Source organism: Pseudoalteromonas sp. NBT06-2, from assembly GCF_002276045.1.
In the GTDB taxonomy this organism is placed as follows: Bacteria; Pseudomonadota; Gammaproteobacteria; order Enterobacterales; family Alteromonadaceae; genus Pseudoalteromonas.
In genome coordinates, this window is sequence record NZ_NQMR01000115.1 from 16417 (window position 1) to 29755 (window position 13339).

The window sequence follows — 13339 nt, forward strand, 5'->3', positions numbered from 1 at the left end:
TCCTTTTATCATTTCACTATTTGATTTGCACTGTACCTTTATCACCATCGATAATCAGCAAGTCACCCGTTTCAATCTGTGTTGTTGCATATTTGAGATTTACAATTGCAGGAATACCGAACTCTCTTGCGACAATAGAGCTATGTGATAAAGCAGAACCGATATCAGTAACAACACCAGCAGCTAAAATAAACAATGGGGTCCAAGAAGCATCAGTATATTTTGTTACTAAGATTTCTCCTTTTTTAAATTCAGAAGCTTGTTGTTGCAAATTTGTAATAACACGTGCTTTTGCAATTACTTGACCTGGACTTGCAGCAAGTCCATTTAATAAGCTTTTGTTGGCATGCACTTCTTCAACTCGCATTTTAGGTTCATAACCACCAATAATTGCCATCGGCGGTTCTTGAGCGTGAAGATTAAGTAAATGTTGATGTCTATTTTTTTCCAATAACTCTGTAGTGAAAGCTTGTTCTGCAGATACTCTCCCTGCAACATAATCTCTAAATGCGTTAAAATTGATAAATGGTAATTGATCTACTGTGACGATATTTTTTTTCGATAATCTTTTTAAAACTTCAACAATAATTCTTCTATAAAACCAAGTTTCAGCTATAAAAGTAGGTCTAGTGGCTTCTCTACGTTCAGCCATCACCCCATATATTTTTGTTAAAAAACGTATTTTAAATTTTGCAAAAAATGGTAAATTTTTTAATAAACTTTCAGTATCATGCTCACGAAGGTTACCAATAGTTGTAAGTCTTTGTTCCAAGTCAATATCATTTTCCAAATACATTTTCATGACTTGTAATAAATAGGTTGGATCGTCGCTCCAACGGGGAATACTTAATTCAAATTCTTGTCTTCCTCTTGAGCCAAAGTCTGATAAAAAATTTTTAAAATCTAAATGCCAAAACTGTTTACTATCATCATCCACTGGCAATATTGCTAACAAAGCGCTAGCATCATGTTTATTAAACAAATCAAGTAATATCGGCTGCTGCTTTACTTTAACAACTAAATTAACTATGCCTCTGGTGACTTCAATGGTACGTAAGTTATTCATAGAAGCTTTTATTCTATTTTGTAAACCCGCTCCTTTATCACTTAAATATTTTTCACATGCTTCAGTTAGTGCATCATATAATGCAAAAGATTGTAAAAAAAATGGCATATAAACAGCACATGAATCTAAAAAATAGCCATCAATTCGCTCAAGTTCATTGTTTAATTCAGCCAAAGACATAGCACTTAAGTTTAACTGTGAAAATCTCTTTGTTTCATGTTCACGTAATGTAATCATTTTCTTAACTAATTTTTCAGCACTAAAGGTATTTATAACCTGACCTTTTAGCCAGTACATCGCACTTTTAAAATAACTAAATCCTGTAACACCTGAACCATAGGGGTTTTTATAACCTGTGAAATCTAATTCACTTGTGGCATAGCGTTTAGTAAACTTCATTTCATCACGAGTAGGTGGACATTGGCGTAATAGACTTGCTGAAGCCGATATATTCAGATATACGTGTCCTTGTATATATCCCATGTAATTTTCAGATTTTCCTTCATCTAATAAACCCATTGTTTTAATTGCTGGTCCATGGATCTGTTTTTGATAAAATTCACAAAATGATAGACCCAATGGGGTCATTAATCCCGTTACAATTTCTCCCGTATCCATACGTGAGAACATCGCATTATTTTTGTTTTTTTTATCTTTATCCCAAGGATTGGCATAAATTAGTTTTGGTTGTGCTGCTGAAGTAATAGGCCGTGCTTGTAATAGCCATAACCTATTATCTTTAAATGCCCACTCAATATCTAATTCAGTGCCGTAATGTTTAACTAACTCTTTGGCTTTTAGTGATAAAGCCATTAATTGCCCGTTTGACATACAGGCTTGCTCTTTTTTAGCTTCTGCTATATCAAGTAACTTTATTTCATTTTCACTATCAAGTCCGCTCTGTTTGTTTTTTCTTCGAACTACAGTATTACGGATAGATAAATCTCTTTTATCGACTTCGAAGGTATCAGTCAAAACTTGGCCAGATACAACACCTTCACCTAACCCCCAACAAGCATCAATTATCATTGTATTGTTTTGGTCATTGACCGGATCTTGTGTAAAAAGTACACCTGCACAATCTGCATCAATCATTTCTTGAATAATAACTGCGATGCCTTTTTTTTCATATTTATTAACATCAGTTGACTGGCTATATGCCTTAGCGCCTTCATCCCATAATGAGCTCCAACATGCTTTTACTTTATCAAGCACATTATCTAAACCAGAGATATGTAAATATGTTTGATATTGACCAGCAAACGATTGGCTTTTTGAATCCTCTCCAATTGCTGATGATCTAATTGCCACTGATTTGTTATTACCCAAAGATTGATAAGCTTCTTCAATGCATACTTTTATTGCATCTGGGATGTCCGAACTGTCTATTTTTCGCTTGATTTCAGTATAATTTTTATCCTGAACATTTATCATATCTATTTGATCAACAAATAAGTCATATGCTGGGACAGTAATACAAAAAGCACGTGGTACTGGTGAACCCGCTTTTAACATTTGATTTAATGAATACGCTTTACCACCTAATTCATTAATGTCGTTATCATTACAACCTGTTACTTCTATAACTAAATTTTTATTTGTCATTATTAAAACCACTTTTTAGACTTTATTTTATGAAGCTTTTTTTCTATCAAGCTGTACACGGATTTGATCAGCAACAACTTTGCCTGCAGTAATAGCACTTTCAATATTGCCTATACCGATACTGTCTTGATTGGCAAATGAAATAAGTTTGTGATTTTTTGATGCATTGACAAAAATATTATTTTTAAGTTGCTCTTTTGTAGCAACGACTAGACTCTTATTCCAAAACCATAATTTAATATTCTCAATATGATTTTTATCAATATCAATCGTCATTAATAATTCACTTATTTCTTCAAAAGTTTTATTTTGTATCGCTGTAAACTGCTCTGTTCCAATTTTGTTTTGTGCACTTTTTGGTGCGATTGGTTTTAATAAAGTGAGAAGACCTTTGCCATGCTCTTTATAAGCATCCATCCATTGTGGCACAATGCAAACACCCGTTTTACACCATTCATATTCACTATTAATATTATTCGGTTCAATCACATACCCGCCAAAGTTCTGCAATAAAACAGATTTAGATAACATGACATTTGCAACACAATAATCATGATGTGCAATTTGTTTAATTGCCTCACATTGTTTTTGAGGTAAATCAGTAATAATGTTGCCAATACTGTGCTTAGGTGCAGCCCAAATTACATTTGCAGTTTGAATGGCAAATTGACGTCCATTTTGTAAAAATTTGATGTCAGCAATTTCAGCTGACGATTCAATATTGTGTATTTCACATTCACTAGCGAGTGTTACTTGCGGGTTGCTCTGAAGTTCAGACACTATTTTATTGGTGATATAACCATTACCACCAGGTAAAGTTACAAGTGATCCCCTTAAGTATCCGATTAAAAAATGTAAACCCACATAAGCAGATACATCTTTAACTTCTAAACATTCTACTCGTAAGGTTGTTTCAATTGCACTTTGTACTAAGCGCCCAAACTTTTTTGTTGGTTTTAATTTATTTGGAATATGCTCTATTTTGTGAGGTTGAAATAATAAATCATAAAGAGAAATACTATCTAATAACTCCATTTCTTGTCGTGACCAACCACATTTTGAATGCCAAGGAATTGAAGGGAACTTATTTGTATTTTTACCAAATTGGTCTAAAAAAGCATATAAATCAGAAAATATTGGATCACCTAACTTTTTAGGGGCAACAACATATCGTTTTCCAGTGATCCAATTGACTGTTAATGTAAATGTTAATTTCCAAACTGCTGGATTTAATAATTGTAAAGGCTGTTTTAAGTTCGCAGTCAATACTTCACCAATACATGACATTAATAATTTAGTATCAAAAAAGACGACAGTATCTTGATCTGATACTTTCCATTTATCAGTTAAACCTAATTTATCTAATAAATTTGCAATGTCAGTACCTTTATATGGTAATTGAAAACATACCCCTGCAGTTGGATATTTTATTTCATGACTTGTTTCATAACGTGCATTTCCACCAAAAAATATCGATTTTTCAAGACAGAGTACTTTTTTATCTTGTAATTCATATGCAGCGGTTAAACCCGATGCACCTGCACCGACAATAACGACATCATAATAATCATCAAATTTAGTAGGTTCACAAGGCGGTTGAGTTATATGATTTTCGAAATTTTCACTTTGAAATGAAGGAGATTGAACAATCCGAAACCGATTGTGATAACGCAGCATATAAATAGCCGCAATAAAAAACACCGAATCTAATACAATAACTTGTGGTTGAGAACGAAATAAAATGGCTACAAAAAAGCACATCATGATCATTTGACCATAAATCACCCACTTTACTAATCTATGATTAATTAATAAAAACATGCCTGAAATTGCAAGTAAAAATCCGATAAAGATGTTTACTGTTTGTCCATATTGCGCAAGTAAAAGACTCAAACCTTCGACATTTGTTCCCATGTTTACAGTGGCTGCATTATGTAAAATCACAGGTACATTTTCTAACTCAGGAAAGGCTTTTGCTATTCCTGCTAAGACATACAAAATTCCAAAAAAATATTGTACTTTCATTTTCATGCTTTCCTTAAACCAAGTTTACGTGAAATGATTTCTCGTTGAATATCATTTGAACCAGAAAAAATTGGAGAAGGTATGGCATCTAACAATAAACGAGATACTCCCATCTCATTTTCAATTGCTGATGCACCAAATATTTGAATGGCATCTAGGCCAGTTTGAATTGCAGCTTCTGAAATCATAATTTTACTTAAGGCTATTTCAGATTCACTATCTTGACCTTGGTCATATAACCAACCTGAACGATATAACATTAAGCGCGCACTCTCTAAACGTAACTTCATATCTATGATACGGTTAGAAACCGATTGATATTCACCTATTGGTGAAGCAAACTGAATACGCTGCTTAACGTGTTCTAGACATTGTTCGTAAACACGTTCCATCGCCCCCACATATGCAGCAAATAAGCACCCTTTTTCCCAAACCATAGAATCATGAAAAATAGCACCACCAGCACCAACTTGTCCTAATCTATCTTTTTCAGAAACAAATACCTTATCTAAATATACTTCAGACCAAGTACTGGTACATAAACTATCCTTTACTCTATTGTTACCGATAGTTAAACCAGCTGCATTTTTATGAATAATGAATGCACTTACACCGAAAAAGCCTAGGTTTGTGTCCGTTTTTGCATATACGATAAATAAATCAGCAATAGGTGCATTAGTTACAAAGCATTTTTGTCCATGAAGTATGTAACCATTGTCGACTTCCTCAGCCGTCGTTTTCATGTTGTATATATCTGAGCCTGCATTTGGCTCAGTCACCGCATTAGCGGCAATATATTGACCATTAATTAAAGGTTCTAAATATTTTTGATGTATTTCTTTTGAACCAAAACGCCAAATAGGTACTACACTAGCAAAAACATGAGCAGATAAAGAAAATACTAAACCTAAATCGTTAGTGCCTTTACCTAATGCTTCAATTGCAAGCATGCAATCTAATGCAGATAACCCCATACCACCCAAAGATTCAGGGACAGGTAAACCAGCAATGCCAAAATCGACTGCCTTTTGCCATAGGTTTCGATCAAATTCATGAGTTGATATCCGCTTAGTCGCGTTTTTTTCTAAAACTTCTCTTGAGAATTTTACTGTTAAGTCAAAAAATTGTTGTTGACTATCCGATAATTCAAAATTCATAAAAAATTCACCTAAAAATAATTAAAAAATGTTACTTTTATTAAAATAAATACATAACAACCTTAGTGCCTGAATTAGGGGTAACGCTATCATAGCATTACCATAACGTTACAATAGTGTTACCATATCGCCTCCATAGTGTTACCATAATGTTTCCACAAGAATATTATCATAACGTACCTAATATCGGAACTTAATTTATATTAAGTTTTTTTTACACTTATCAAAATGTAAAAAACAACAACCTCAATAAGACTAAATATTCTTTAATATTTAGATTATCAGCATTAATTATCTTAAATTAATAACTTTTACATCTTGTTTATCATGATTTTAAAAAATATAGGGTTTTATTTGCATTTGACTAACAATCTATTCATCATGCTTGCAATATTTTTTAGAACCGTGCAGATAATAAGTAGTAAATAATGATGATTGATTTCCAATTAAAAAGTACCGAAAACCGTCGTACAGAACAGTTCAAACCTACTGAAGATATTGGTTTTGGTAAACTAAGAACAGATCATATGTTTTTAATGGACTATAAAGATGGTCAATGGGTTGAGCCAAGAGTCGTACCTTATGGTCCTTTAACTATGCCACCTGGTGCGATGGCATTACATTATGGACAATCTATCTTCGAAGGCGCGAAAGCTTACAAACATACTGATGGTGAAATACATACTTTTAGATTAAACATGAATGCTGCGCGTATGAATCACTCTGGTTCTGTTGTTTGTATGCCATCAATTGATGAACAAATGCAAATTGATGCAATTCATGCGCTAATTGATGTTGATCGCCTTTGGTTCCCGGAGCAAGAAGACGCTTGTTTATATGTACGTCCTTTTGTATTTGCTACTGAAGATCATATTTCTGTTAGAAGTTCTAAAAAATATACTTTTTGTGTTTTATTAAGCCCAAGTGGTGCTTATTATAAAGATGGCAATAATAAAGCGATACGCCTATTAGTGAGTGAACAATATCACCGTGCCGTTTCTGGTGGTACCGGCTCTGCTAAAGCATCAGGTAACTACTGTGCATCGCTAAAAGCTTCTGAAACAGCACAAACTTATGGTGCATCTCAAGTATTATATTTAGATTCGACCAATGAATTTATAGAAGAAGCAGGTGCAATGAATCATTACCACGTACGTAAAGACGGTACTGTGATTATTCCTGAATTTACTGATACTATTTTGAAATCGATTACTTCTCAGTCTATTTTAAGCTTAAGTAAACAACTTGGTTTTGAAGTAAAACAGGAAACTATCAAAATAAAAGATTTCATTACAGATGTAAAATCAGGTGACATTATTGAAGCTGGTGGTTTTGGTACTGCAGCCGTTGTTTCACCTGTTGGTTCGTATATTTTCGAAAACAATGATGTGATCACTGTCGGTAATGGCAATGTTGGTAAATATACTTTAGCCATGTATACACTGTTAACTGATATTCAAATGGGTCGCCAACAAGGGCCTGATGGCTGGGTTAAATTAGTTGAACGTAAAATATAGTCAACGCGACTAAATAGATGTGGTATAGGTAACTGACTTATACCTCTTTCCTTTAACAACGCCCTCGATCAAAAACCTTACATCATTTTCACTAACCGTTTATCATATATTTTAGCTATAAAAATTGTACCCCCTTACAATGCAGCCAAATAAAAAATGATAACTTCGGACAGTTTTATGAAATCCAATAAAATAGTAAAAGCACTCTCTTTAGGTTCCCTAGCTATACTCTCTCTAAATAGCCAAGCCATAACGATTGATAAGACATCTGCATGGCAAACATTTGAAACTGAAAACTTTCGCATACATTTCACACCTGAATATAAAGATTGGGCACTTTCTAGCGCCAGAGAAATGGAAAATGTACGTACATTAATTAAAAAGCAACAAAACAGAGTATTAGATGAAAAAGTAGATGCCTATATTATTGACCCTCTAAATGCTTCAAATGGTTTTGCTGTTCCATTGAGCAGTAAACCCTATATGGCTTTATTTGCCACACCACCACAATCAGATAGTGTTATCTCAAATTCTAGTAGTTGGCAGCAACTGTTAGTATTACATGAGTATGTACACTTAGTTCATTTGGCACAAAAGAATAGAAGTGAATGGCGCAATCAATTAGCACAAATATGGGACCTATATGATGCTTCAATCATCAAAGCAGATCGTTGGGTAACTGAAGGGTATGCGACATTACAAGAATCAAAGCTTACTGGTCGTGGTCGCTTATATCATGATGGTGTTGAAGCAATCATTCAGCAGTTCGCCCGTGAAGGTGAATTACCTACATATAACCAATTAAGTAAACAAGATAAACGATTTATGTCTGGCTCTATGGCATATTTAGTGGGTGTAAGATATTTAAAGTGGCTAGAAGAGAACTTCGGTGAAGATACATTAGATGCCGTTTGGTCCCGTTGGAAAGCAGTTAAACAAAGAAGCTTTAATGAATCATTTGAGGGTGTATTCCAAGATAGTCCAGCACATTTATACAAACGATTTGTTGCAGAATATACCTTTAAAGCAATGAAAAAGGAAGCGCAGTATTCAAATGCAAATTCTGATCTTTGGTTAGATTTAAACGGTCAAGTAAGTGAACCGGCTTTAAGTCCTGATGGTAAACTTCTTGCTATTATCGAAACACCAAGAAAAGAAGAATACAAAGAAGTTATATTAAATATATACAGCACAGAAGAAAATACAGAAGCGGCAGAAAAGTTTAATAAAAAAACGGATAAAATTCTCGAAGATGACCCAAAAGATATTGTTGGCAAAGCACCTAAAGTTTTCAAAAGGGAAATCAAGTTTAGCTTAAATCAAACAAACGACCAATCAATTAGAAATCCACGCTGGTTAAATGATGAAACAATCATTTATGGCGCCTCGTCAAAAGGTCGTGACTCACAACTACATCAAGACTTATTTAGTTGGAATATAAGTACGGGTAAAACTAAACAATTAACAAACTCAGCTAATTTACGACGGTTTGATGTTAATAATAATATGATTATTGCAGAGCAGTCTCGTTTTGGAAAATCACAGCTGGTTAAATTTGATCTAGAGGGAAATAAATTAGCTGATTTAAATGAAGCATCTACATCTAATATTTACGACTTTCCAAGATTAAACCCTAATGCGAGTCAACTGGCCTACCTAACAACCAATTTAAATAGTAAGTGGTTATTAAAAGTTAAAGATTTAAATACAACACATAATTCAGAGATCACTGTACCTTTACCAACTGATTATCAATTTTTATCATATCCTGAATGGTCAAAAGACGGATCTTCACTTTATTACGTGGCCGGTACGCAAGGTGAAGTTAAAATGTATCAATATGACCTTGATACAAAAATGTTGTCTGCAATCAGTTCTGGAGAACATCCTGTTTCATGGCCTATCGCACAAAGTAACGATTCGTTACTACATTTATCTATTAATTCAAAAGGTCCTGATGTTTACCATTTAGCACTCGATCCTGAGCAATATATTCAAATTACCGAAATCACAGTTACAGACAATATCGACATCATGGCGATAGATAACAGTCCACTAAAACTCAGCCCAGCAAAAATGACTGTAGATCCCACTATTGGTGAACAACGTGATTATGGTATAGGTCCACAAGAAGGTACTGTTAGTATAGGAGAAAGTTTTTATTCAGCTTCTACAAACTTATTTGAATTAGGTTACAAAAGTGGCGATGTGTTAAGTCGTTTTGATTGGCAAGTGAATGTGAGCTCTGATTTAAATAAAAATATTTTATCAGGCGCCAGTGCAAACGTACGTTGGCAAGGTTGGCCAATAAAGCTGTTTGCCCACGCTTATCAATATGATTTAAAGGTTGATGAACAAAAGCATGCTCTTACGAATGTACCTACAGATATTTCAGAGACAGGTTTATTACTTGAAGCATCTTACCCATTTAGAAGAGATACTTTGTCTATCAATACAATTGCACAAATACGTTTAGCAGATACTGAAACTAATGAAGTAGGTGCTGATCACCATTATCAGTCTTTTGGTTTTGATCAGTCTTGGTATTTTGATAAACAAGTATGGGGCGTAAGCCAAAAATCTAAATTAACTTATATAACGGGTGAAAAAAATAATATTGATTATGATGGATATAATGCAATGCTCTCATTATCTGGTCATATAAAACATTATGGTTTAGGTGCTGAAGTTCAAGCCATTAAACGTAGTGATGAAACAACAAACATAATAGATATTGGTGGATATGGCTCTACACTCATACAGCCAAAAGCACATCAAAATACTGTTTTTGCACCTGAAATGGCTTTTCACACGGGCTCAACCAATGACTATATGAAATATGAAATATTCTCACCTTTTAAAGCTGGGAGATTATTTTATAGCAGACACACTATGAAGGAGCAGGATAGTATTGATGTTTATGGTATCAAAGGCGTATTTACAAATGACTTTGGTTTTACCGGTATTTCAAATTTATCTATCAATATAGGCGTTGCGCAAGTAAATCCTGAAAATAGTAAATCTGATTTAAAAGCGTGGTTAGGTTTATGGTATAAATGGTAAGCAGAATCATCTACTTTAGATAAAAAATTAGTGTCCGTGGTGTTACAGTGCGGACATTAACGGACAATCAAAGTGTCCGACCGGACACTCATCAATTATCCATAAAAGATTTTATCACTCTAAAACAATTGCTTACGATAAATTTTAACGTTGGCATTAAGCCTGCACTATTACATGTATAATTTATTAATATGTTGAAAAGCCATGATAAAAAGCACAGAGACACAAGATGAGAACTTTGTATTTATTAAAGCCTATGACAGAACAACTTGCCAAACAAGAAAGTAATACGTGGAAAAAAGTTATAAAAGTATTAAGTCATGAATGAATAACTCTATCGCACCTATCAGTACCATGTGCCACAGTGGCAGGTTAATTTCAAAAAGATTAGGTGAACCCAAATTAGATCGTGTTTTTAACTCTATTACAGGGCGTATTAACCATTTGAGTGAATTTGTAAATGGTTATGCTCGCTTTACAAAACTGCACAAACCAGTTAAAAAAATGTTAATTTAAATGATATTTTTGATCAATTATCAGAGTTATACCCAATAAAACTTAATAATAAATTAGCAAATAACGTCATAAATTTAGACCAAAGCCAATTTGAACAGGTTTTAGTAAATCTGTTAAAAAATGCTGACGAAGCTGACCCTGATAATCTAACTCGAGTTAATATCTATGAAGTTAGCTCTAATACCGCATCACAACATCATTTGAAAATAGATATTATTGATGATGGTGCTGGTATGTCAGATGAAGTGATTCAACATGCCCTACTCCCTTTTTATTCAACTAAACATTCAGGCACTGGTTTAGGATTAGCATTATGTAAAGATATTATTGAAGCACATCAAGGTCAGTTACTTTTTAATAATTTATCCCCAAATGGCTTTTGTATTAGTTCTGATTTTACCTACTTAATCAAACATTCATCTCTCTTTTAAGCCAATTCATAAATACATCTAATCGTGCCCTTTTTGGTGATTTTTCATCAAACACTAAGTAACGTTTCACTGAAATAGGATGTTTAATTTTTATAGGTATGACCAAATTACCCGACTCTAGACCTTCACGATATAAAGACTTGGCAGCTAATGTAAAACCGTGACCACTTGCAACTGCACTTAAACCAATATCAGTACTCACTACTTCTGTCCATTGCGTATGGTTTTCATGTTCAAGTACCCCGGCACTTTCGAACCAAGTCTGCCAATTATAAGGGCCTTGTTTTTCTAAACGTACCAACCAAGTTTTTAGGATATCTTGTGGCTTATCAAAATTGATTTTATCAGCTAGCTTTTTAGAACATACTGGATACACTTCATCTTGACCAAAGTATTCACATATGAAGTCAGAACTGGTATTTTTATCAACACTTGTACCAAATCTAATCGCTAAATCAATGTGATTATGTTTTAAATCTTCAAAGCGATTTGATGAAGCAACTCTAATTTTAACTTCTGGATACTGCATTGAAAATTCATGAAGTTTTGGCATTAACCACATTGACGTAAAGGCTGGCGTAGAGGTGATAGTTAAGCTTCCAGTAACCTCCTCACTTTGTATATCATTGAGCCCATTTATTAATGTATCAAAAGCCTGTTGTGTTACTTCTAATAATTTAATACCACTTTCAGTTAAAACCATTTTACGACCTTGTCGTACAAATAACTTGGTAGTGAGTGATTCTTCTAGCTGACGCATTTTTTGACTAACTGCTGCTTGCGATAAACATAATTCTATCGAGGCTTTACTATAACTTTGATTACGAGCAGCGCTTTCAAAACACCTTAAATTATTTAAATTGTTTAATCGTTTATCCATAGTTCAATACGTAAATAAGTGATTTGACATCTAATTATAACCTTATTTAGATTAATAATATAAGTAGAGCTTATAATAGTGTTAAGAATTTACCATTGGCTTTATAAGTGAACTAACTGCAAAATTATCGTATTCATACAACGCACATCTCAATAATATCTCGTTGAAACAATAAATATTACTTAGAACAATAGGCTTATAAATGAATTTTAAACAACTGCACTATCAACAAATACCGCTATTAATTTGCAATGTTTGGGATGCTAACGGCGCTAAACTAGCTCAAAAACAAAATTTCCAAGCTATTGGTACTTCAAGTGCTGCTATAGCCAATATGTTGGGTTATGAAGATGGTGAACAAATGGATTTCGATGAACTGGTATATATTGTAAAACGTATTCTTGCTTCGACTACTTTACCTTTGACGGTAGATATAGAATCTGGATATAGTCGAGATCCATTTGTTACCGCTGGTTATATAAAAAGACTTGCCGATTTAGGTGTTGTAGGGATCAACATTGAGGACTCAATTGTCACCACTACTCGTGAACTATTAAACGCCGAAAGTTTTAGCCTATATCTCAAAAATATTAGCAGCGAGTTAACAAAGTTAAAAGTTGAGATCTTTATAAACGCAAGAACCGATACCTTTCTTTTAGGCCATGAAAACGCTTTATCTGAAACTAAAAAGCGTATTACATTATTTGAAAAAGCAGGTGTGAATGGTATTTTTGTGCCTTGTATTAAAAATATAAATGATATAAAAGAAGTCGTTAATAGCACAAAACTTCCTATCAATGTGATGTGTATGCCAGATTTACCTGATTTTAATGAGTTGAATATATTAAATGTAAAACGTATTAGTATGGGAAATTTCTTATTTGATAATTTAGCTGATACTTTTACAGATAGATTAACATCTATATTAAAATCTCAATCTTTTACGCCTATTTTTTGATTATTTTAATAAAACTTTACGATTGAATTAAATAGCGCGAATAACATCCCATTCGTATTCTATAAAAAATCAATATAAACAATAAATTAACTCAGTGATCTGTAACACCTCAATAACCCGT

Annotated in this window: 9 protein-coding genes; 5 read left to right on the forward strand and 4 right to left on the reverse strand. The window is 33.5% G+C overall.

Annotation, left to right across the window (positions count from 1 at the left end; all coding sequences use genetic code 11):
• Positions 1 to 16: 16 nt before the first annotated feature.
• The 3 genes from pigC to pigA are packed head-to-tail and all read right to left on the reverse strand — an operon-like array spanning position 17 to position 5853.
• Positions 17 to 2671: a prodigiosin ligase PigC gene (gene pigC / locus CJF42_RS18825; protein ID WP_095368159.1), complete on the reverse strand. Its 2655-nt coding sequence runs from the start codon at positions 2669 to 2671 to the stop codon at positions 17 to 19.
• A 27-nt stretch (positions 2672 to 2698) separates the two neighbouring features.
• A complete protein-coding gene (gene pigB, locus CJF42_RS18830) occupies positions 2699 to 4696 on the reverse strand; it encodes a prodigiosin MAP biosynthesis oxidoreductase PigB (RefSeq protein ID WP_170940662.1) in 1998 nt (665 codons plus the stop codon).
• Between the two features lie 2 nt (positions 4697 to 4698).
• A complete protein-coding gene (pigA, locus tag CJF42_RS18835) occupies positions 4699 to 5853 on the reverse strand; it encodes a prodigiosin MBC biosynthesis dehydrogenase PigA (RefSeq protein ID WP_095368161.1) in 1155 nt (384 codons plus the stop codon).
• 428 nt (positions 5854 to 6281) lie between these two features.
• Here pigA and CJF42_RS18840 point away from each other — a divergent pair, with 428 nt between their 5' ends.
• From CJF42_RS18840 to CJF42_RS18855, 4 genes are all read left to right on the forward strand, one after another.
• A complete protein-coding gene (locus CJF42_RS18840) occupies positions 6282 to 7370 on the forward strand; it encodes a branched-chain amino acid aminotransferase (protein ID WP_095368162.1) in 1089 nt (362 codons plus the stop codon).
• Between the two features lie 177 nt (positions 7371 to 7547).
• On the forward strand, positions 7548 to 10433 hold the full coding sequence (locus CJF42_RS18845; RefSeq protein ID WP_095368163.1) for a TolB-like translocation protein: 2886 nt from the start codon (positions 7548 to 7550) through the stop codon (positions 10431 to 10433).
• Between the two features lie 324 nt (positions 10434 to 10757).
• Positions 10758 to 10949, forward strand: a complete 192-nt coding sequence (locus CJF42_RS18850) for a hypothetical protein (RefSeq protein ID WP_095368164.1) — start codon at positions 10758 to 10760, stop codon at positions 10947 to 10949.
• Between the two features lie 68 nt (positions 10950 to 11017).
• The gene (locus tag CJF42_RS18855; RefSeq protein WP_286203510.1) at positions 11018 to 11380 is read left to right on the forward strand and encodes an ATP-binding protein; all 363 of its coding nucleotides are present in this window, start codon (positions 11018 to 11020) and stop codon (positions 11378 to 11380) included.
• Here the strand turns inward: CJF42_RS18855 and CJF42_RS18860 are convergent.
• Positions 11358 to 12260, reverse strand: coding sequence for a LysR substrate-binding domain-containing protein (locus CJF42_RS18860; RefSeq protein ID WP_095368166.1), 903 nt, complete (start codon positions 12258 to 12260; stop codon positions 11358 to 11360). The two genes, CJF42_RS18855 and CJF42_RS18860, sit on opposite strands and share 23 nt — an antisense overlap.
• A 202-nt stretch (positions 12261 to 12462) precedes the next feature.
• Between CJF42_RS18860 and CJF42_RS18865 the strand changes: the two genes are divergently transcribed.
• Positions 12463 to 13218 (forward strand): isocitrate lyase/PEP mutase family protein, encoded by a 756-nt coding sequence (locus CJF42_RS18865; RefSeq protein ID WP_095368167.1) that lies wholly within the window; start codon positions 12463 to 12465, stop codon positions 13216 to 13218.
• Positions 13219 to 13339 lie beyond the last annotated feature (121 nt).